The following is a 21,107-nucleotide window of genomic DNA, read 5'->3' as shown; positions in this document are numbered from 1 at the left end:
ATTTTTTATATGTACCGGACCGGCCGAAACCGGCCCGGATCATACCAGAACAGTTTTCCTTACAGCAGGCACAGGGAGATCTGAGGGATCGCCACGATCAGTACCAGTGCAATCAGGAACAGGATAATATATGGCAATGCGTTCTTTGCTATTGTCATAACCGGCATATCGACCAACCGGCTCGCGACAAATAGGTTGATACCGATCGGGGGGGTAACAAATCCGATTGCCAGGTTTACTACCATGTTGATACCAAAGTGGATCGGGTTCATACCGCAGTTCTTCATGATCGGCCACAGAATCGGGGTCAGCAGCAGGATCGCCGGGCCGCCGTCCATCACCATGCCGACAAACAGCAGGAAGATGTTGACAACCAGGATAATCACGAAGGAGCTGGAGAACGTGCTCGTAAAGAAGTCATTTACGATTGCCGGCACTTTCAGCAGAGCCAAAACCTTGGCAAACGCGCTGGCGGAACTCAGGATAAACAGCAGAGGACCATAGGTGCGGACCGTCTCAACAAAAATCGGCCACAGATCCTTCGGCTTCAGGGTCCGGTAAATGAACATGGCAACGATCAAAGCATAGAACACGGAAATCGTAGCCGCCTCGGTAGGGGAGGCAATGCCGCCGTAGATACTTCCCAGGATGATAACCGGGGAAAGGATGGCCGGGAAGCTGCCCCAGAAAATCTTAATGAAGCCTCTCTTATGTAATGCGCCAACTTCCTGGTTGATCTTCTCCTTGTCCTCACCAAACTTTACGCAATAGAACACGGCGTACAGCATCAAACATCCGGCGATCAGGAAACCAGGTACAATACCTGCGGTAAACATATCGCCGACCGAAGCTTCCTGGTTGGCCATGCCGTACAGAACCATCGGGATACTGGGCGGGATAATAACGCCCAAGCTGCCGGCAACCGCCACGGTAGCCACGGAAAAGTCTTTCTTATAACCCAGGTTTACCAGAACCGGGATCGTCATGCTTCCTACGGCAGCCACGGTAGCCGGAGCAGAACCGGAAATAGCGCCGTAGAACAAGCAGGTAACAATAACCGCACAAGGCATTCCGCCGGGAACCTTTCCTAAGAAGAAGGAAAAAACTTCAAACAGCTTTTTGGAAACGCCGCCCCGCGCCATCAGAATACCGGAAAGGATGAACATCGGGATGGCCAACAAGGTGAAACTGTCGACGCCTTCCACCATACCACGGATCAGGTTCGTCAGGGAAAACAGCTTTGCGTTTTCAAATCCCGGAAGAATCGAAGCGATGGTAATGGACGAGGAAATCGGGATGGCCCCAAACAGACAAATTACAAAGACAATAAATACAATTGCTGGTGACATTTATCTATCTCCTTTCTCTCTTAGGCTTCTTCCGGAGCCGGCTTCTGGGAACCCTTGCCGGTAAACTGGAAGTAAACGTCCTGGATGCAGCGGATCACCGCCAAAATAAATCCGATTAAAGGAGCTACATAAATCACTTGCATCGGAATTCCCATAGCCGTGCTGACCTGGTTGTTCTCGATCGTTCTTTGTAAATAAGTAAAGGAAGGCTGTACCAGGTAAGCGAACATCACCAACTGAATCAAATCCACTACAACATAGAAGATTTTCTTGACAGCTTTGGGCAATGCCTCCACAATCATATCGATCCGGATTGTCAAATTCTTCCGGACACAGTAGCTGATAGACAGGAAGGTCGACCATACGAACAGATAACGGGTCAACTCCTCCGACCAGCCCAGCGAGTTGCTGAATACGAATCGTGCGATAACCTGAATCATCATGATACAGGCCATGGCAATCAGAAGAATACACATAATGAATTCTTCCAGATTTTCTTCGATCCATTTGAATACTTTCATCTTTCTCCTCCTTATTCTTTCTCCTATCGGAATCCACCGCACTGTGCTTTCACAAATATCAAAAAGAAATATTTGATATTTATATATGCGCATTCATCCGCGGTATCAGGATGGTCATAACATAACACATTTTAACAAAAAGCCAAAGAGGAAACTTTTCACATGATGAACAAATCATAAGAATCCATTAATTTTTGTTCGTTCTATTAAAAAATGTTCATTTTGAAGAGGAAATCAGGGTGGAGAAAGCGATTGAGAGAAAAAAATAAGTTCTTTTTGGATAGAACTGGGAGCGCACAATAAACCGACGGTTTGCGTTCAAGTTAAAAAAATAACAACATTTTTGGCCGCGCAAAAAGGCATCCCAGCAAATTTATAGTAAAAAAGAATTTCCTATCAAATAAAAAGACCTCCGCATGGCATATTCCATGCGGAGGCTTTTTGTCTATCCGAACGTTTGGCCGGATCAGCCCATTTGTTTGACCGGTGTCGGTCTTGCTTTATCAAAGACGGTGGCTGCGTCAAAGAACTGGCTCAGCTTATCCGCATGGTAGTACATTTCAAATCCATCGGCATTGATCCGTCCCTGGCGCAGGTACTTGGAGGTACACTGAACCCAAGGCTGGTTGCTGTCTACGTTACAGTAATAGTCAAAACCAACGCTGGCAAGATAATCATACTTTTCATTGTCATCATACCCCCGCCAGCTTCCAATATCCGTTCCCTTCGGGAAGATCAGGATATCTGTATCGCCGCCGAGCAGCGGATTCACCTGGTCCAGCCATTTCTGCATATCGGTCTTCATGTGCTCCATGGTGGCCTGCCCCATGTCCTTGTGTCCCCAACTGTGGGAGGCGAATTCCCAGCCGAGCTCTTCCATCCGGGCGGCCACGGCTTTTGCCTTCTCCCGCTCGGAATCCACGTCGATGCTGGCGTATTCCGCCTTGTAGCTGTCGCTGCTGGGATCTCCGTATTTCGGCGCGGTCCGATAGCCGAGAATTCCGTCATAACCGGTCAGGGCCACAATGCCGCGGGCTCCCTTGTAGGAAAAATCGGGATGAGCCTTGATGAATTCCTCCAACCGGGGAACCACGTCAAAGGCTCCGGTCTGAACGCTGCCGTCATCCATATCCATCTCACAGGTCGGATAGCCGTCCTCGCCGATCACAATCCGGTTGGCAAAGCCATGCCCCTTCATATACTCATAATAAGAAACATCATCCACGGACAGCACAAACGGCTTCTTGCCGGCCGGGAGAAGAATCGTTCCCTTCTTCATCTCTCCGTCCTGCTTGGAGGCCATGTCATGGATCTTCACCAGCACATATCCCTTTTCATACATCTGCTGCATGATCTGGTCAAACTCGTCCACGGTTGTCATCACCTGATTGTAGGCGTCTGCCTTTTCCGATCCAAAGGCCTTGTCTGTGTCCACGATCAAGGAGTGGAAAAAGATATGCGGAATCTGTGTGATATCGGCAGCCACCAGGGATTTCTTCGTCTCCTCATAGCCGCTGATTGCCGCCGTGATCTCCGAGTTGGATTCATAGCCGGAAACCGATTTTAACAGGTCGATCGCGCCGTCATAGTCGTAGGACGCCGCCAGCGCAGCCGCTTGTGTCAATGCGGTTCCCTGATCGGTCACGGCTCCGGCAGTGGTCTCCGGCTGAGAACTCTCCCCGGTATTGTCCCCGCCTTCCGCAGGCGCGGTCGTACCGGCCGGGAAGGTCGTGTTTTCCTTCTTATTAAAATCACCGTCTAAAAACTTTTTTCCAAGGACCACTGCAACTACCAATAAAATCAGCAGCAGAACCGTCAGAATAATTCTGTTTCGAATCGCCCGGCGGTGTCTCGCCCTACGCCGGGTATCTCGATTTCTTCCCCTATAATCTTCCATTTGAAATCCCCCTTGTATTTCTCTAACTGGTTTTCCATTTCTATCATTCTAACATTGCGGGATAGGAGAATCAAGGGAGGAAATCTTAATAAATACAGAAATCCCTTACAAATTCCATAGAAAACCAGTCGAAATTCTTACTCCGCTCCTCTCCGGCCCAAGGTTTTGCCCGGAAAAGGAAAACCGCCGCAGATCTCTCTGCGGCGGCGTAAAAAAATCGTTCCAATCAGCAGGTAGCGCCTCCCACCAAATGCAGCTTCGCATCCAGGATCTCCTGCTTTCTGCCGAGAATCTCATCGCTCAGCAGCTGCGCCTCCACATTTTCAAAGCCAAGACGCGCAACCGTGTCTCCAAAACGCTCCCCGGTCTTTCCCTGCTCGCGGAACAGCAGCAGCGTTTTTTCGATGATGCTCATCACTTCTTCCTTATCCGCAAATATTTTGGACATCGCCCGGCCAACCGTGACGCGTTTCCCCCAACGTCCGCCCAGATAAATCTTATAGCCGAGCACACCGTCCTCGATCGCATCAAAGTTGCATTTTCCTACGCAGCGCCCGCAGTTGTTACAGGCATCCCGATCGATCTGAAGCAGGCCGTCCTCCATTTTGGCTGCGCCGATCGGACAAATCTCTTCAACGGAACATTTCCGGCAGCCATTGCAGGAATCTTCATCATAGTTCGGGATCAGCTGTCCGATCACCCCCAGATCATTCAGATCCGGCTTCACACAGTTGTTCGGACATCCGCCCACTGCGATTTTGAACTTATGAGGGAGCAGGACGCCGCGGTACCCCTCATAAAAGCGATGATGAATCTCCTCCGACAAAGCAAAGGTGTCGATCAGGCCATACTGGCAGGTGGTTCCCTTACAGGATACGACCGGGCGGACCTTTGATCCGGTTCCGCCGGTTACCAGGCCGGTTTTAGCTATGTATTGCTGGAATTCCTCAATCTTCTCGTAGGGAATTCCTGGTACTTCAATAGTCAGACGCGTCGTCAGAGCTACCGTACCATTTCCGTATTTCGCGGCTGCCTCCGCGATACACTGGTTCTGCTCCGCCGTAATCTTTCCGTTTACCGTGATAATCCGGCCGGAAAAATTGTCGGTCCCCTTGTTGTTCAGAAATCCCATTCCTTTGACTCTTTTGATATCTTCTGCGCTTATTGCCATGTCTGCTTCCTTCCTTGTCTTTGTTATTTTTTCTTATTTCTTTCCTGCCGGAGGCGGCAGGTATTGTTAATTCTTTGACTATTATAGCCGAAGTTTACCCATTGGTAAAGTTGGATTATCCAATCACATGGATCAGAAAACCCAATGCTTCGCCTTTTTTACTCGTTTTTTAATGGATACTATGCTGAGGAAATGCCTCCAAAAAGCACTTCCTCAGCAAAAGGAATGAAAATTATGCTTTTACTTCCGTAAAGATCGTTCCGCCTTCCAGCACCACCGTATTGGTATAGCCGTAGAATTTCAGGCGGTTCTGGGTCAGATAAGCCCGTTTTCCCTTGTTGCATACCACCAGGATCTTATCGTCCTTGGCAAAACCAGGAACCTCGCCTTCGATCTTCGTCAGATCCACGTACGGAGCGCCGTCGACCGACGGGCTCAGGGAGACGTCCATCACTTTATAACCTTCCGCCGCGCCGGCTTTATACTGCGCCGGAGTGATGGATACAAGGCGGCCTTCCATCTTATTCAGCAGCACATTCACCGCATTGACCAGCGGATGAATCGCCGTGGAGAAAGGCGGCGCGTAAGCAAAGTCCAGATTTTCCATATCCTGCAAGGTTGCCTTCATGGCAATCGCCATCACACAGATATCGACCACCTTATCCACAGCGCCTGCGCCTACGACCTGAACGCCCAGCAGTTTCTTCGTACCCTTCTCGGCAATCAGCTTAATGATAAAAGTGCTGGCGCCGGGGAAATAATGCGCCTTATCGTCGGTGATCAAAACCGCGCTCTCCGCCTCGATCCCCATCTCCTTCGCCGCTGTCTCGGTCAGGCCGGTCCGTCCAACATTTAAGCCGGGCAGCTGAGCGACGCTGGTGCCGAACACGCCGGTATAGGAAACGTCATCTCCGGAAATCACACGGGCGGCCACACGGCCTTCCATATTGGCCGAGGATCCCAGCGGGGACCAGGCCTTCTTTCCGGTCTGGCGGTTACAGGTAAAGGCACAGTCGCCTACGGCGTAGATATCCGGATCATTGGTCTGAAGATGCTCATCCACCGCCAGGGTGCCTTTAAACATTTCCAGGCCGCTGTCGGCAAGGAATGCTGTGTTCGGGCGAATCCCCATGGAAAGGATCACCGTATCGGCCTTCATGCCGCGTTTTTCGGTAAGCACCTTGGTTACATGGCCGTTCTCACCTTCCACACCGGCCAGCTTGGTATTCGTAAACGCCATAATCCCGCGGTCGGCCAGATAATTTTCCACATACTCGGCCACTTCCGGATCAAAACCGGGCAGCACCTGAGGAGCCATGTCGATGATCGAAACTTTGGCGCCCTGGGCCTGCAGGTTCTCCGCCACTTCCAGTCCGATGAAGCCGCCGCCTACAATCACCACGCGCTTTACCTTCCCGGCTTCAATGGCCTCTCTGAGAACAATCGCATCCGTGGGAGTCCTCATGAAATACACGCCTTCCAGATCCAGGCCCGGCAACGGCGGCTTGACCGGATCCGCGCCGACGGCAATGACCAGCTTATCATAGGCGTATTCTTTCTCCTCGCCGGTCGCAAGGTCCTTGGCCAGAACGGTCTTTGCCTCCCGGTTCAGCTTGGTTACTTCCGTACGGGTTTTCACGTCCACACCAGTCAGGCCCGCAAAGGATTCCGGCGTATTTACAATCAGCTCGCTTTTCTCATGAATCACGTCGCCGACATAGTAAGGCAGCCCGCAGCCCGCGTAAGAGATATCCTCTCCCTTGGTCAGGATGGTTACCTCATATTCCCGATGTTCGCGTTTCAGCTTCGCAGCAGTCTTGGTTCCGGCCGCCACTCCGCCGATGATCAATACTTTCATGTTGCTCCTCCTCATTTCTTTTGGAACTTTTCTCTCTTTTAGCCGCCATAGGGAAAAGCTCTTTCGTTCTAAGTTTTCATTATAATTATAATACTTGCTTTTTGGTCCGTAAAATAGTATTATCGAATCGTGTCTATAAGTAAACACTAATACATCCCATCATATGGATTTAAGGAGACAATATGACCCTTCGTCATCTGCAAATATTTGTGGAAGTTGCCGTCTGCGGGAAAATGAGCCTGGCGGCTTCTCATCTTTTTATCTCCCAGCCGACTGTCAGCCAGTCCATCGCAGAGCTGGAGAAATACTACCAGACCAAGCTGTTTGAACGCTATCCCAGAGGCCTTTATCTGACCGAGGCTGGGAAATTATTGCTCCAGAACGCTAAGGACGTGCTGGCCGCCTATCACAAGCTGAATGATACCATGCTTTCGTCCATGCAGACTCTCCCAGTCCATGTCGGGGCCACGGTCACCATCGGCGACTGTGTGATTCACAAAATCCTCCGCCAGTTTCGGGAGTCTTATCCCAGTGCAGATCTCCGTATCTATGTCAATAATACCCACGCCATCGAGGAAAAACTCCTGAACGCCGAGCTGGATATTGCGCTGGTGGAAGGAAATGTTCAAAGTTCCGACTTGATTTCGGAACCGGTCATACGAGATTTCCTGGTGCTGGTGTGCGGCAAGGATCATCCCTTTTCCAAGCGTCAGGAAGTCTCTCTGGGTGAGATTGCGGCCGAGCCCTTTATCCTTCGGGAGCAGGGCAGCGGCACCCGCTCTCTGTTTGAAAATTTCATGTCCGAGAGAGGGTATACGCTGGACATCCGCTGGGAATGCACAAACGCGGGAACCATCAAGCGCGCGGTGATGAACCATTTGGGGCTTTCCGTGATCTCGATCCGCCTCGTGGAGGAAGAAATCCGCGCCGGAGCGATCCGGGTGGTGCCGGTCAAAGGAGGCGTCTGGAACCGGAGTTTCAGCCTGGTCCGCCATAAATATAAATATCTCTCCCCGGATATGGAACAGTTCATCGAGACCGTGAAGGCATACGAGGACAGCGATATTTTAGAGCTGCTGCCCTCCCTTATTCATTAAAATATGCCGCCGGCACCTGGGATAAGCCAGGCGCCGGCGGCATATTTCTGAATAGGATATTTTCAATTCCCACGGATATCCGTAAATTTCTGCGCGCAATCAAGGCACACGTCAAAGCGCTCCTGGATCCATTTCCTGACGCCGTCCCTGCCGGTCACAAAGGCGTTCTCTTCCCCTTCTTTCCGAGACTGATTCTGTTCCGCCAGAGCAAAGAGATCACAAAGATGCGGATGCGGGTTCAGATACACATCACAGCCGGTCTCTTTCACATATTCCCATGTCTTCACACAGGAGACGGCAAAGTCCAGAGCCTGTTCGACCGCATAGGTCACGCTGTGGGGGTACTCATGGCCGCCGGGATAGACGCCGGGGCCGAAGACGCCGTAACCGCCTACCATGATCACCCGATGGGGCGTTCCTTTGTCATGAACCTCAAAGGAATAATTCAGGCAGCCAGGCGTGTGCCCCGGAGCAAAAATTACATGAACCGTATGGCTGCCGAACGTCAAATCCTCGCCATCCTTCAAAATCCGGGTAATGCGAGGAACACGCAAATCGTCGATATCTAAGTAGTTATCCGGCCCGTTTACCATAAAAACGGCATCCTCCGCGCTTAAAGCTACCTCACAGCCGGTACGCAGGCGAATCTTTTCCGCCCCCATATAGTGATCGAAATGGCCGTGAGTTAAAAACAGCATGAGAATTTTTTCTTTCTCAAGGCCCAATTTCTTTAAGCCGGGGAGCAAAAATTCATCGTCCACGTCATATTTATCCATGGCCTCAAAGAGAACCAGTCCCTCGCTGGTCTTTAATACATGGAATCCAACCAACTTGTTTCCGATGAAATAATAGTCGTCAAACAGCTTTACCGGCTCCAGCGGCTGGAACATCATTGGATCAAAGTCATGGTTTGTATTATTTTTCTTGTCCTGAGACATCAGTTACCTCCATTCAATGAAAATCTCCTCCCCCGCGTCACTCCGGAAGGAGGAGATATGTCGTTCTTTGTGCTTTATCGGAAGCTGAAATACAGCGGCACCCAGATAATGGAAACGATTGCGGACAGCGCAATCAGCGGAACGCTGAATTTCAGCATCTCCTTCATGCTGTAACCGCCCAGCTTGTATGCCATCAGGGAACTGGGGGAAGCCAGCGGCGTGCTGAAGGACGCCAGGCAGGAACAATCAATGGCGCAGATGATCGGCAGCGCACTGATGTTGTTCTGCATACAGGCCATAATGCAGATCGGCGTCAAAATATTGATCAGGGACATATTGTCCATAAACTGAGTCAAAACCACGCATACGATAAAGACAATGGCCACGATCAAAACCATGTTGCCCAAACCGAAAACTCCGGACAGGGCGCTGGCAATCAAGTCTCCCGCGCCGCTGTTGGACAGAGCGGTTACGATAGCCAGCATAAAGGACATCATAAAGATCAAAGACCAGTTTACCGCCTGATACATTTCACGTTCATTCAAAATACCAAGCAGCACGCACAGGAAAGCAGCAATCGTAGAAATCTGCGCGTTGGAAATTCCCAGCTGAGCGCTGAAAATCATCGCGGCCAGAGAGCCGAAGAAAATAATGTAAGCAGCCGTCTCCTTCCACTTGGGAAGCTGGGATTTTTTCAGCACGTCCGGCTTGTGGTCCAGGGCCTCCGCATCTCCCAAGGCTCTCTTCGGAAGCAGCTTATACCCAACCAATACGACAAATACCATAAGTACAATCGTTCCAGGCAGACGGGTCAAGCACAGATCCCAGAACCCCAGAGCTTCCGTACTGCCCACATTGGCGGCCATCTGGTTTTTCATTAAGTACATGGCTGCCGCGCCGCCGATGGGCAACGCCATCAAGCCTGCCTGAGCGCCGACAGATGCGGGAAGCACCAGTAAAGTCGGGGATATGCCAATCTCAGCGGCCAGGGCGATCAGCAGAGGCAGCACCGTAATCATAGCGGTAACGCCGCCGATAAACTGGCACAAAATAAAGGGAATAATCATACCGATTACAAGCAGAAGCCGAATGCTATTTCCTTTTGATTTCTTTACCAATCCAGCGATGTTGGCCAGAATGCTTGTTTTCAAAAGGGCGGCAATCACGATCATCATGCCCACCATAACAACGATATTGCTGCTTACAAAGTTGGCAAACACTTCCGTCATATCAATAACGCCGGCCAGCCACAAAAATACAACGGCTACGCCGCAGGCCACGGAAGGAGCAATTTTCCCGGATAACAGGGCAACTGCAACAAATACAAATGCGATTAATGTCAGTATTAATCCTGTATTCATCTTCTCTCTCCTTTACTACTTCTCATAAGTTTTGTGTTTTGGGAAGCTGTCCGCTGCTGCCGGCAATGCGCGATCCGCTTCAAATCACTGGTTACTGTATCAGATTATATATTTCCCATAAGAAAAAGGCAATAATGCAGGTCTCATGGTAGTATAACTATTTGGAATAGTCTTGTTCAAAATACGCAAAGATGACATCCAACGCGCGCGTCCAGCCAAGCAGATGGCTGCCGCCTCCCACCGGATGAAAATCCACCGCAACGTCTCGCTCTCTCAAAAATGGATACCCCACCTGGCAGGTATACTGTCCGTCAAATATATCCTCCGTCGCCATCAAAAGAAGGATCCGTGTTCTCTTTTCCTTTAGCAGCTCCGTATCTAAAAAATCAATGGAGGGCATTCCGCCCGAACAGACCACTCTCTTAAAATAGCCTTTGGGAAGAATTTTTATCTGCTGGAAAATCCCAAGACAGCCTCCGGAATTTCCCATCGCGTACAGATGAGCCGAATCCAGCGTAAATCTTTTCTTGGCGTCCTCGATCTGAAAAAGCACGGACGCCTCCGCCGTATTGCAGTGAGTCATCTGTTCTTTCGTAAGACCGCAGGGATTGGTGGAATTAGGCACTGCCTTCTCCCCGCCGGTCGGTACCTTGGACGCGCCGAAAAACGTATATTTCCGATAGCTGCAAAGGGCTAAAATCAAATAGCCGTATTTTTCAGCATACAGGCAAATCTCATTGTCTGTATGCTGAAATACATAGTCCGCATTGGCGTCCCCGCCGTGGAAACAGACGATTGTCTTCTGGGGCGTACCAGGACGATAGCTGCAAGGGATATACATCCGGTAGGGAATAATCCTCTCGGCCTCTTCCATCCACACAGAAAAATTCTGCTCCCCATATACCTTATTGTGCAGTCGATTTTCCAAGCTCTTCCGGGCAAAAGGCGAGGAAAAAGCTTCACAGACAGGCTGTTTTCCTTCCACTGCAAGGATAGCAAACCCCTCCTCTTCCTGAACGGATTTGCCCAGACAGCGCCCTACGACGCCAGCCGCCTTCACATAGGGCTGATTCTCGATGAAACAGATTTCATCCTTCTTTAGCTCTCCCACCCGTTCTTCTTCCAGCGGATGCCGGTAAGTAAACGCAGCCGTCTCGTCCTGCCATTTTATCTGCAGGTAAGGCGCATAGATTCGGCACAGCTCCGACGCCGCCAGATAGACCTCCCCGTGAATCACAGTTGGAGGAAAAGCCGGCTCATAGAGATAGGAATCAAGAAACAGAGAAACCCTCTCCGACGCCTTTAAAAAGACGGCATATTGAAAATCGTATCCAAATTCTTGCCCCAGGGGCGCTTTTGGTATTGCCATAAATTCTCCTTTACTCCAGAACGCTACGGATTTCCGAATCGCACATTTCTTTGTCCAGAGAAATCATCCTTCTTTCATCGCCGGCGATCTCCAAAACATTGTACTGACCCGCCTCGTAAGACTCCCAAGTTTCCGCTCCCATACCGTTGGGATTTCCGTATTTCATAAAGTTGGCCCAGTAGTCGGCCAGCTCATTGGACAGTTCCCAATCCCGTCCGCTATACGGGCGGAAAGAACGACTTAAAGTCTGAAAAACATAATGATGTTCTACCGAATGATGCGCGCAATCCGCGCCGGGCGGAACATAGGTAAAGTAAGCGAGATAGCAAGGCTTACGTCCCAGACGCGCATTTACTTCCGCGAAAGCAAGATTCTGGAAGGTGGTTTCCTTGTGTTCACCGTTGGTAGAAGTCAGCATATAGTCCAGTTCCGGATATTTGCCCTCCTGATAAAGCTTTGTCACCGGTTCCGGGAAGAAAATCCCGTCGTCCACAGGCGCAAACCGCATATAGCCTCCGATCAGAGAAGGCGTGTCCATTTCACCGATGTTTACCATTTTAAATTTTGTATATCCGTCCAGTAATTCCTCGGCGGAAAGCCGTCTGGCCTCCTCAAGCCCGGATACGCCGAGCATCTCGAAAAACTTCTCGCCGGCTTCCTCCGCATGGGAGAGGGAAGACGACCAATAGGAATATACCTTACGGATTCCTCCGCCGCTCTGCATGATAGCCCGTTGAAATAAACCCTCTGCGGCAGGCAGCGCGCAGAGATTCGCTACGCTGGAAGCCCCTCCGCTCTGGCCAAACAGCGTCACCCGGCTGGGATCTCCTCCAAAGGCGGCAATGTTGCGCCGTACCCACAAAAGCGCCGCCAGCTGGTCCTTCATCCCATAGTTGCCGGAAGTTCCGCCCTGCTCCGCCGTCAGCTCCGGATGCGCCAGATATCCAAAAACATTCAAACGATACGCGATGGACACCATGATCACACCGCGCTTACAAAATCCTTCTCCGTCATAGCAGTTCAGATAGCTGTAGCCGGTCTGATGGCCGCCGCCATGCACATAAACCGCCACGGGAAGCCGTTCTTCCGCACTTTTGGCCGGCGTCCAGATATTTAGATATAGACAGTCCTCACTGTAGTCATAGTCGCCTACATAAAATTCCTTGGCTACAATCCCTCCGCCTTCCGATGCCATTCGCTCCTGCATCGCTCTAGGCGCAAAACGGTAGCAGGGGCGAACCCCTTCCCAAGGCTCTAACGGCTGCGGTTCCTTCCAACGCAGCGCCCCCACCGGCGGAGCTGCAAAAGGAACGCCCCGGAACACAGAAAAAAGCTGATTGGCGGCGGGCATTCCCTCCACCCAGCCGGATTCTGTCTTTGCCTTTAATAAAGCCATCTCTCCAACCTCCTGTCAATGAAATATTTTTTTATCCAATTTTTTATGAAACAGGCTGGTATAAGCAGTAACAGCTCCCACCACCAACGCCGTCCCCAGATAAACCATACGAGTGCCGGCCACATCCGCAATAATTCCCCAGAAATAGCCCCCCAGACCGATTGCAATATCCATCGCCATGTAGAAAGTAGCGTTGGCCGAACCGCGGCGGTTTTGCGGAGCCCGAATAACCGCGGCCATATTCAAAATGGTCTGCGTCAGCCCCTGTCCAATTCCACAGAAAAATCCCATGGCAATAACCAAGCCGTCGCTAAACATGATAAAAATCCCTATAAATCCCAAGATATAGCAAGCATATCCTACAATTAACGCCGGCATATATCCAATTTTCCGAGAAACTCCATCTGCTCCTAGACGAGAGACAGCGGTTCCCACTGCCTGAAGCGTAAAAAACAGGCTGATGTTCAAGATGGAGTATTCCTCCGCCAGAGTAGGCAGAAAATTATTGAGCGAAGAAGCGGCAAACATAACCAAAATCACCATGAGAGAACCAAAAACAGCGCTTCTCTCCACAAATTTTTCCCAGAATACCCGGCTTTCCTTTTCTTCCGCGCCTCTAGCCGGAGCGCTGATTTTTCCCCCTTTCAGGCGCTTCTCGTAACGAATCAGCAAGATTCCGACAAAACCCGCGAAGGAAATGATACCGGCCGCGGTAAAATAAGTACGATATCCGCCGCTGCTGCCGATCATATGCAGAGCTAATGCAGGCGCAAATGCATTGGCAATGGTGGAGGATAAACCGAAAATCCCAATTCCCTTTGTCAAACGGGAAAGCGGAACCACATCCGTGCAGGCAGTGGTCATCCCGACCGTCAAAGCAGAAAACGCAATTCCATTTACCCCTTGTAAAAGATACACGACCCCTAAGGTTACAGAAGAACCCAAAAACAAATAAATCCCCATTGCCGCAGTAAAAACCACCACTCCCAATCCCATCGTAAACCGTCGGCTGCAGCAATCCACCATGGTCCCCATAAATGGCCGAAAAGCTAAGGCTGTCAAAGAATACACTGCGGCAGCCATTCCTGCCTGCGCTTTTCCGTTCCCGATCTCCTGCACAAAAAGCGGGATAGCCGTATACTGACAGGTAAAAGCTAATCTAGCCACTACAGCCACCAGACACAACAGAATAAAGTCCTGGCTCCAAAGCCGCTCCTGTGCGGAAATCCCATTTTCTTTTTCTGTTCCCTTCATCTGTCTCTACCTATGCGTGTTTTTCAAAGAACCTGAAAATATCGTCGATCACATCGACCCAAGCGTCTAGGTGATGGCCGCCGCCCACGATCGCCATCTCCACCTCTGCTCCAGCCGCCGTCAGCATATCTCTGGATTCCAAAATATGGTCAAAACCAAAGTCATCCTCCGTGCCTGCCGGATAAATGATAGGCATGCCGTCTAAGGCTTCTAGATGCTCCGGACACATCACCTTTAAGCTTCCAGCTCCAGGAGCCAAAGCCCGGAACATGCCGGGGTGTACTGTCGGCAGATAAAAGGTTCCTCCCGCTCCCATGGAATTTCCCATCAGATAAATATGTTTTTCATCAATGGCATACGCTTTCTTTACCTCTGCTATCGCCTGCATTACAGAATCGTCGCCCCATTGATAATATTTCTTTTCTTCTTCCGTACCGCATGCTTGGATATGCGGCGGCATATTTCCATAACTGCTAAGCAGCGTACAAGCATTGGCGCATAAAAGAATGTAATGATACTTTTCGCAGGCCATCTGCAGCTTATGTCCGGCAAAGCGAAATGCATACTTTTCTCCCAAATCATAGCTTCCTCCATGCAAAAACACCACCATTTTTGACGGCTCGCCCGGCTGATAAGAAGTTGGTATATACGTAATATAGGGTACCACCTTCTGAGGTCCGTCCATCCAATAGGTACAGTACTGCTCCCCGTAACGTTTCCCCCGGCGGATTAGGTCGATATAGCGGAGCAAAGCGCCGTCAATCGGACAATCACCGTGTTCGCTGACAGCCACAATCATCTCTTCGTCCGGGAGGATCCCTCCCGGATTATTAATCCCCTTAGCCTCCGGACTAATATAGGTAGGCGTCAGTTCTCCTGTCGACCGAACGTTCTTTTCAAAGCCCAGGCTCATCAGTTGTCCCACTGGTACGTACAAAAGCCCATTCTCCATGCGGCACTCTGCTGATAAATGCACCGGATTTCCATTTAAAAACATACGATTGCTGCCTGCCTCTACTCGCACGGTTCTGCCATTCATCACAAAAACCGCCTCTTCCTCCGAAAGCTGGATTTTCATTTCAGGAGAATAAAGACGCTGCAAATCCTTGGCCGGAACCAGCAAATCATGACCCGTAGCCAAAGCGGCTCCCGCCATCCGGTACTGATACCGATCCGTCAAAGCAATATTCCAGTCTGCCGTAAAATGCAGTGTTTCCCGGTTATAATAAAAGTTCATTGTTTATACCACCCTCTCCCTTTTTTAAAAAAAGAATTTCGCCCTGCGCCCTCGCAGCTGCCAAAAGTATTCGCATTCCGCCGTATCAGGCTCCTTGCTCATACTTTCTTGCCCGTCCGATGTCCATAAATTCGCTCATGCAAGCATGGCTTATTTATGTCCGACGTCCGGATCCTTCCTAGTAAATTATATCCAGAATTATTTTATCTGGCAATGGACCGTCTTTTATGGTAGTATAACAAAAAGAAATAGTGGAAAGGGAGGAGCAGTGGATATGGATATGAAACAGTTGGAATATTTTCTGGTTCTCTGTGAGCAGGAACATATGTCGAGCAGCGCTGCCTTTATCGGCATCTCCCAGCCTGCCCTCAGCAAAAGTATCTCCAATCTGGAAAGAGAGGTGGGGACCCGGCTTTTTGACCGCCGCGGAAACGCAATCAAACTGAATGATTACGGAAGGAACTTTGCCATCTACGCCAAAAAAGCATTGGACAACCTTCAAAATGGACTGCGGATTGTCAAACAGGCCCGGTATGATACCTGCGGGGAAATCCGCATTGTCTGCCATGCCTTCGCCGACTGTATCACCGACTGCGTTCTGGCTTACACGGAACTAAATCCCAAAATCAAGATCACGCTGGGGCAATCCAGGGATAAAGATGAAGAACTGGCCGATCAGACCGATTTTGTCCTGGGCACGCAAAATGAAGCGATCATGCTGAGCAAAAAGGAGCAGGCCTGGTTTATCCATCCTCTGTTTGAAGAACAGCACTGTCTCTTCATTTCGCCGAGGTACCGCCGTTATCCGGAAGAGACTTCGGAACTTGCCATGGAAGATCTAAAGGATGATTTTTTTATTGAAATGCCGGATGTGACCGTCTTTTACTCCGACATTACTTATAAGATCTGCCGGGCGGCCGGATTCTCCCCCAAGATTTTCTGCAGCACGGAGGACTTTATCACAAAAATGCGCTTTGTCGACGCGGGAAAAGCCATCTGCATCCTGCCGGAATGCTGCCTTCGGGTTGCCCGCCGCCTGTCGCCGGATATCCGAACGTTTTCTATTAAAAATTATAATACCTCACGCCAGGTCTCTCTGATGCGCCGCAAGGAATCCCTGATGTCCGAGGCAGCCCTCGATTTCTGGGATTTTGTTCAGGACTATTTCACCCATCAAACCCACGGGGAAGAACCGTCCTCTTGGGAGAACTCATTTTAACGGGCCTTTGCGCTCCTTCTGCCGCTGATATTGTGAAAATAAAAAAGGAAGGAAAATCCCCCTTGACCGGTTTTTCCTTCCCTTTTTATTCTGTTTTTCTCTAAGAGTCCCTTCCCCTTTGCTGCACCAATGCCCAGAGCTTCTCCCCGTCTCCCGGCAGGGGAAGGATCATCTGATTTTTCAAGTAAAAGGCAATTCCATTCCGCAGCTTTTTCACGGCCAGCACTTCCCCCCAGGGAATCACAAAGTAGTGGATCTCTCCCAGAAACACCAACTCCTGCTCCGACACAAAAAAATCCACGTCCGTGCCGGGAGCAAAAGACAAAATTTCCGTCAGCCCCCGCTCCAAAAAACCGTTCAGCAGAAAACTAAAGGTACGGATATAAGGATAAAGCAGGATGAAAGCGGCTAGCAGTGCCAGGATCTTAAAGCCCCACTCCACCGGCTGGATCAGGATATACAGCAGGATCAGGGATCCTCCCACCCGAAGCAGGGCCTGCAAGCCCCAGGCCAATCCCATCGTATAGGCCTTTCGGTGGGCCTCTCTTAGATCTTCCAGATACTTTTTCTTCCGGTAAGAATACCGGTAAGGCTTTCTGCCCCCGGCAGAAAGTTCTTCTCGCTTTTTTCGGATCGCTTCTATGGACGCTGCGAATTTCCGTTCCCGAAGTTCCCGGATCCAGTCTTCTTTTGCTCTCTGTCCGCCCTCTTTCCAGGCAGATGCGGGGATCACACCGAAAAGAACATCCCCGGTCAATATCAGCAAGGAATGCCGCCACTCCGCCGCCTGGGAAATCGACTCCACCGCCAGTTTTCTCCGCACTTTCCCGTATTGCAGAACCAGCTTATCCCCTTCAAAGGTCAGCGTATGCCGCTTTTCATATTCCGGATCCCACTGGCCGCCCCTCTTCATCCGAATCATCATAAGCTTGGCCCTGAAAGGCGTGGGGAGATAGAGGAATCCGTTCATGACAAGGACAATTCCGGAAAGAATCAGCAGGAAAACGGCCCTCGCGCCGGTGACCAAACCAGCGATACAAAAGCTTGACACAGCGGCAAACTGCCCGATGGTTAACATAAAAGCGGTAAACATCCCCCAGGGCTTCCTGCTTTTTCTCCGAAGCAGAAACAAAAGCGCGGACAGATAATCCTCCCGCGAAACAGAAAATGAAAGCTTCATCGCAGATTTCCCTTCTAAAGTTCAAAGATTGCTGATAAAGGTCCAAAAACCGGATATTCCCAAAAACAGATAAACCATCCTTTTCATCTGTTCCATATCAAAACGCGCGGAGATTCGCATCCCAACCCGTTTCCCGGCAAAGACTCCCGCCACTCCAGCGGCAGCCAGAGGAAGCATAAAGAGCTGTACGGTACCGTTCACCATCCGCATCGCGAGAGCGTACACACTGGTAAACAGGGAAAACACCTGCAGATTTCCAATATACTGTTCTTTCGTTTCGGAAATCAGCAGGAAATACAGCGCCATCGGCGGCCCGGATATTCCAAAAAATCCTTGGGACACTCCGGACAAAAGCGCGCAGGCCGCGGAGGTTCTTATGTTTGCCTTTAACTTAATCCGGGGCGCGGCAAAGGCAAAATACGCCGCCACCGCAATCAAAAACAGGCCGAAGTAAGGTTTTAACACCGCTGCATTGATCCGGGCGGCCAGCGTGATCGCCGCCCCGGAGGTCGCCGCATAGCACAGCAACGGCACCGGAAAGGAAGAAAACCGGACCTCCTTTCGGTATTGAATGGCAAAGGACGTGATCAGGCACAGGCTGATCATATTCGAGATGGCCGCTGCCTGGGTAACCGAAAAGAGATACGGCAAAAATACCATCACCACAATACCGCAGCCGAATCCGGTCAGTACATTCACCGCGCCGCCCAGAACTGCCGCCATGAAAATTAAACCATATTCCACGCCGATTGTCCACCCCTTCCCGTTTTTCCGGAAAAAGGGCAAAAGCCCTTTTCTCATTGCTTTCGCCCTTCCCGCGCGCCTGTTTGCCAAAAAAGAATGTAGAAAGCAGACATCTTATCGCAGATTCAATGCCCGCGCGGCATTATCGTGGAAGTATTCCTGCCAGCAGCGTTCTTCCACCCGCGCCTGATTATAGTCGATCAGATCTTTGATGGAATTGCTGGGATAGCAAGACCCGAAGATCATTTTATCATGAAGGTAATAATTGGCCGCTTCGTAATAACCCTCCGAGCTAGGAGTATGTACGCCGTAGACATCGGGAGAAATATATAGATTCGGCCGTTTAAAGGCAATGTAGCACATCTCCGCCACATAAGGCCAGCCGCCGTGGGTCAGGATCAGATGCAGATCCGGATATTTCAGGCAGACATTGTCGATCATCACCGGCTGGTAGCAGCGTATCGTCCGGTTGCAGTTGCCGCCGTAAGGAAGCAGCAGCGGAATATTCTCCTTCTGGCATTTTTCAAAGATTGGTTCGAACCGGGCGTCGTCCAGAGGTGTTTCCGGATCAAAATAGCCGGGCTCAAAAGTCATGCCCTGGCAGGGGCCGGACACGGCGTACTTGTCAATCTCATACATGGTCTCTTTTCGTGAGGCATTTCCATCAATGGCTGCCATGCCGATAAAGCGCCCCGGATAATCCTCCAGCAGCTTTACAATCTCATCGTTGCTCATGTAATACGGTTTCCGCTTGCGGGCTGGAACCACGCCGATAATATTGTACTCGTCCATCTCCTCCAAAAGAAGCTCCATGGATTGCTGCTTCACGGACTCCGGAAGAGACACATCCCAACGGCGGCAATAATCGGCCGCCCGCTCCGGATCGTTGTATAACGAACCTCTTAAAAATCCCTCGATCGGAGGACGGAGATACATGTCAATGATCTGCATTGCTATTTCCTCTCTTTCAATCTTTTTCAATCTCTTGCTTTCTTTGCTTTTCTATTTGCCATTCCTCTCTTCACCGCCGGAATCTGGTAGACGGTCAGCAAAACGATCGCCAAGAACAAAATCAGGGACAGAGGGCTGGTCAAAATCTGAAGGAATAACTCCGGGATGCTGAGGAAAGCAGCGTTCAGCGCCCTTCTCAGATTCAGCTCGATCAGAGAAGACAAAATCAATCCCAGAATGATGGAGCCCACCGGAAAATCATGCCGTTTGAACAGATAACCGAAGAAACCGGCGATTAGAACCACAAACACATCAAATTCGGATTTATTGATGGCATAGCCGCCGACCACGCAGAGCACCACGATCAGAGGCAGCAATACCTCCTTGGGGACCTCCGCAATTTTGGCGAAAATCTTGATGCCGGACAGGGAGACCGGCAGGAGAATGATATTTCCGATCAAAATACAGGCGATAATCAGGTAATACATATCCGGGGAATTGGTCAAAAGCGTGGTGCCGGGAGTCACGCCATGGATATAGAGAGCGGAAATCAAAATAGCGCTGGTGTTGTCACCCGGAATCCCCAGGGCAAGCATGGGCACGTAAGCGCCGCCCACCGCTGCGTTGTTCGAGCTCTCCGGAGCCACCAGCCCCTCGATGGCGCCTTCGCCAAAGGGAACCTCCGGGTTTTTTACGTTCTTTTTTGCATAGTTGTAGGCCACGATCGAGGCGATATTGCCGCCGGTACCCGGCAATGCGCCGATGATTCCACCGATTAGCGAGCAGCGGATCGTCAGAGGAAGATGCTTTGCCGTCTCCTTCCAGTTTACCTTCATGCGGTCCAGCTTTTGCTTTCTTACTTTTACATTCTCCGGATCACTGACCTGATTCAGGGATTCAGCGATACCGAACATTCCGAAGCAGACCGCCACCGCGGCCAAACCGGAGGTCAGCTCAATGGAGCCAAAGGTGAAACGTTTCACAGCCGTCATCTGGTCCATGCCGACGGATCCGAGAAACATGCCTAGGAAACCGCAGAACATTCCCTTGCTGTAGGATTTTCCCGTCATGCCGCTGAGCAGGAAAATACCGAGCAGGGACAGGAAGAAATAATCCCTGGCCGCGAACAGCAGGGCAAACTTTGTCAAAAGAGGGGCCGCTAAAAGCAGCAGCAGGGCGCCAATGATGCCGCCGACCACGGACTGGACCGCCGTGGTGGTCAGCGCGTGTGCCGCCTCCCCTCTCCTCGCCAAAGGATAGCCGTCAAAGGTGGTTGCGATGGAAGCCGGCGTACCCGGTACGTTCAGCAGGATAGCCGACCGGGAGCCGCCGTACACGCCGCCGATATGAGTCCCCAGGATCGCCGCGATCGCCGGCATCGGCGACCAGGAAAACGTAAAAGAAATAATCAGCGAGGCGGCCATGGTAACGGAAATTCCCGGAATCGCCCCGGCATACATGCCAAAAATCATACCGCCCGTCAGATATAAAAGCAGGGACGGCTCAAAAAACAATATCATTAAATGTTCAATCATCTATGCTCTCCTCACTTATTTATGAAACCC

At 50.6% G+C, this 21,107-nt stretch carries 17 protein-coding genes; 2 read left to right on the top strand and 15 right to left on the bottom strand.

What is annotated here, in order from left to right; genetic code table 11:
- Positions 1-59 precede the first annotated feature (59 nt).
- The 5 genes from MUB23_RS08985 to MUB23_RS08965 form a co-directional block, all read right to left on the bottom strand.
- Positions 60-1,349 (bottom strand): TRAP transporter large permease, encoded by a 1,290-nt coding sequence (locus MUB23_RS08985; RefSeq protein ID WP_244800144.1) that lies wholly within the window; start codon positions 1,347-1,349, stop codon positions 60-62.
- 20 nt (positions 1,350-1,369) lie between these two features.
- The gene (locus MUB23_RS08980) at positions 1,370-1,870 is read right to left on the bottom strand and encodes a TRAP transporter small permease (RefSeq protein ID WP_244800143.1); all 501 of its coding nucleotides are present in this window, start codon (positions 1,868-1,870) and stop codon (positions 1,370-1,372) included.
- A 466-nt stretch (positions 1,871-2,336) separates the two neighbouring features.
- Positions 2,337-3,767 carry a polysaccharide deacetylase family protein gene (locus MUB23_RS08975; protein ID WP_244800141.1) on the bottom strand — a complete coding sequence of 477 codons (1,431 nt, stop codon included), beginning with the start codon at positions 3,765-3,767 and terminating at the stop codon, positions 2,337-2,339.
- A gap of 226 nt (positions 3,768-3,993) precedes the next feature.
- Positions 3,994-4,938, bottom strand: coding sequence for a 4Fe-4S binding protein (locus MUB23_RS08970; protein ID WP_244800139.1), 945 nt, complete (start codon positions 4,936-4,938; stop codon positions 3,994-3,996).
- A 232-nt stretch (positions 4,939-5,170) separates the two neighbouring features.
- Positions 5,171-6,796: an FAD-dependent oxidoreductase gene (locus tag MUB23_RS08965; RefSeq protein WP_244800138.1), complete on the bottom strand. Its 1,626-nt coding sequence runs from the start codon at positions 6,794-6,796 to the stop codon at positions 5,171-5,173.
- 182 nt (positions 6,797-6,978) lie between these two features.
- Between MUB23_RS08965 and MUB23_RS08960 the strand changes: the two genes are divergently transcribed.
- The gene (locus MUB23_RS08960) at positions 6,979-7,893 is read left to right on the top strand and encodes a LysR family transcriptional regulator (RefSeq protein ID WP_244800136.1); all 915 of its coding nucleotides are present in this window, start codon (positions 6,979-6,981) and stop codon (positions 7,891-7,893) included.
- 62 nt (positions 7,894-7,955) lie between these two features.
- Here the strand turns inward: MUB23_RS08960 and MUB23_RS08955 are convergent, their stop codons facing one another.
- The 6 genes from MUB23_RS08955 to MUB23_RS08930 all read right to left on the bottom strand — a co-directional run bounded on the left by MUB23_RS08955 (position 7,956) and on the right by MUB23_RS08930 (position 15,448).
- Positions 7,956-8,831: an MBL fold metallo-hydrolase gene (locus MUB23_RS08955; protein ID WP_244800134.1), complete on the bottom strand. Its 876-nt coding sequence runs from the start codon at positions 8,829-8,831 to the stop codon at positions 7,956-7,958.
- Between the two features lie 74 nt (positions 8,832-8,905).
- On the bottom strand, positions 8,906-10,192 hold the full coding sequence (locus MUB23_RS08950) for an SLC13 family permease (protein ID WP_244800132.1): 1,287 nt from the start codon (positions 10,190-10,192) through the stop codon (positions 8,906-8,908).
- Positions 10,193-10,349: 157 nt separating this feature from the next.
- Positions 10,350-11,561 carry a hypothetical protein gene (locus MUB23_RS08945; RefSeq protein WP_244800131.1) on the bottom strand — a complete coding sequence of 404 codons (1,212 nt, stop codon included), beginning with the start codon at positions 11,559-11,561 and terminating at the stop codon, positions 10,350-10,352.
- Between the two features lie 10 nt (positions 11,562-11,571).
- Positions 11,572-12,957 (bottom strand): carboxylesterase/lipase family protein, encoded by a 1,386-nt coding sequence (locus MUB23_RS08940; protein WP_244800129.1) that lies wholly within the window; start codon positions 12,955-12,957, stop codon positions 11,572-11,574.
- Positions 12,958-12,972: 15 nt separating this feature from the next.
- Positions 12,973-14,211 carry an MFS transporter gene (locus MUB23_RS08935; protein WP_244800127.1) on the bottom strand — a complete coding sequence of 413 codons (1,239 nt, stop codon included), beginning with the start codon at positions 14,209-14,211 and terminating at the stop codon, positions 12,973-12,975.
- Positions 14,212-14,221: 10 nt separating this feature from the next.
- Complete coding sequence (locus MUB23_RS08930; protein WP_244800125.1) at positions 14,222-15,448, bottom strand: stalk domain-containing protein; 1,227 nt, start codon at positions 15,446-15,448, stop codon at positions 14,222-14,224.
- Positions 15,449-15,722: 274 nt separating this feature from the next.
- Between MUB23_RS08930 and MUB23_RS08925 the strand changes: the two genes are divergently transcribed.
- On the top strand, positions 15,723-16,667 hold the full coding sequence (locus tag MUB23_RS08925; protein ID WP_244800124.1) for a LysR family transcriptional regulator: 945 nt from the start codon (positions 15,723-15,725) through the stop codon (positions 16,665-16,667).
- Positions 16,668-16,767: 100 nt separating this feature from the next.
- Here the strand turns inward: MUB23_RS08925 and MUB23_RS08920 are convergent, their stop codons facing one another.
- The 4 genes from MUB23_RS08920 to MUB23_RS08905 are packed head-to-tail and all read right to left on the bottom strand — an operon-like array spanning position 16,768 to position 21,077.
- Positions 16,768-17,847 (bottom strand): hypothetical protein, encoded by a 1,080-nt coding sequence (locus tag MUB23_RS08920; RefSeq protein ID WP_244800122.1) that lies wholly within the window; start codon positions 17,845-17,847, stop codon positions 16,768-16,770.
- A 21-nt stretch (positions 17,848-17,868) separates the two neighbouring features.
- Positions 17,869-18,648 carry a sulfite exporter TauE/SafE family protein gene (locus MUB23_RS08915; RefSeq protein ID WP_244800120.1) on the bottom strand — a complete coding sequence of 260 codons (780 nt, stop codon included), beginning with the start codon at positions 18,646-18,648 and terminating at the stop codon, positions 17,869-17,871.
- Positions 18,649-18,705: 57 nt separating this feature from the next.
- Complete coding sequence (locus tag MUB23_RS08910; protein WP_244800118.1) at positions 18,706-19,572, bottom strand: amidohydrolase family protein; 867 nt, start codon at positions 19,570-19,572, stop codon at positions 18,706-18,708.
- Positions 19,569-21,077 (bottom strand): tripartite tricarboxylate transporter permease, encoded by a 1,509-nt coding sequence (locus tag MUB23_RS08905; RefSeq protein ID WP_244800116.1) that lies wholly within the window; start codon positions 21,075-21,077, stop codon positions 19,569-19,571. Before MUB23_RS08905 ends, MUB23_RS08910 begins: the two co-directional genes overlap by 4 nt.
- Positions 21,078-21,107 lie beyond the last annotated feature (30 nt).

Origin of the sequence: Cuneatibacter sp. NSJ-177, from assembly GCF_022867805.1 — a bacterium.
Classification (GTDB): domain Bacteria; phylum Bacillota; class Clostridia; order Lachnospirales; family Lachnospiraceae; genus Pseudolachnospira.
Note: the sequence above shows the minus strand (reverse complement) of the source record. Positions and strands in the feature narration are given on the sequence as shown.

Coding starts and splice junctions, on each gene's coding strand:
- MUB23_RS08985 (WP_244800144.1), bottom strand. CDS start 1,349: ATGTCACCAGCAATTGTATTTATTGTCTTTGTAATTTGTCTGTTTGGG.
- MUB23_RS08980 (WP_244800143.1), bottom strand. CDS start 1,870: ATGAAAGTATTCAAATGGATCGAAGAAAATCTGGAAGAATTCATTATG.
- MUB23_RS08975 (WP_244800141.1), bottom strand. CDS start 3,767: ATGGAAGATTATAGGGGAAGAAATCGAGATACCCGGCGTAGGGCGAGA.
- MUB23_RS08970 (WP_244800139.1), bottom strand. CDS start 4,938: ATGGCAATAAGCGCAGAAGATATCAAAAGAGTCAAAGGAATGGGATTT.
- MUB23_RS08965 (WP_244800138.1), bottom strand. CDS start 6,796: ATGAAAGTATTGATCATCGGCGGAGTGGCGGCCGGAACCAAGACTGCT.
- MUB23_RS08960 (WP_244800136.1), top strand. CDS start 6,979: ATGACCCTTCGTCATCTGCAAATATTTGTGGAAGTTGCCGTCTGCGGG.
- MUB23_RS08955 (WP_244800134.1), bottom strand. CDS start 8,831: ATGTCTCAGGACAAGAAAAATAATACAAACCATGACTTTGATCCAATG.
- MUB23_RS08950 (WP_244800132.1), bottom strand. CDS start 10,192: ATGAATACAGGATTAATACTGACATTAATCGCATTTGTATTTGTTGCA.
- MUB23_RS08945 (WP_244800131.1), bottom strand. CDS start 11,561: ATGGCAATACCAAAAGCGCCCCTGGGGCAAGAATTTGGATACGATTTT.
- MUB23_RS08940 (WP_244800129.1), bottom strand. CDS start 12,957: ATGGCTTTATTAAAGGCAAAGACAGAATCCGGCTGGGTGGAGGGAATG.
- MUB23_RS08935 (WP_244800127.1), bottom strand. CDS start 14,211: ATGAAGGGAACAGAAAAAGAAAATGGGATTTCCGCACAGGAGCGGCTT.
- MUB23_RS08930 (WP_244800125.1), bottom strand. CDS start 15,448: ATGAACTTTTATTATAACCGGGAAACACTGCATTTTACGGCAGACTGG.
- MUB23_RS08925 (WP_244800124.1), top strand. CDS start 15,723: ATGGATATGAAACAGTTGGAATATTTTCTGGTTCTCTGTGAGCAGGAA.
- MUB23_RS08920 (WP_244800122.1), bottom strand. CDS start 17,847: ATGAAGCTTTCATTTTCTGTTTCGCGGGAGGATTATCTGTCCGCGCTT.
- MUB23_RS08915 (WP_244800120.1), bottom strand. CDS start 18,648: ATGAGAAAAGGGCTTTTGCCCTTTTTCCGGAAAAACGGGAAGGGGTGG.
- MUB23_RS08905 (WP_244800116.1), bottom strand. CDS start 21,077: ATGATTGAACATTTAATGATATTGTTTTTTGAGCCGTCCCTGCTTTTA.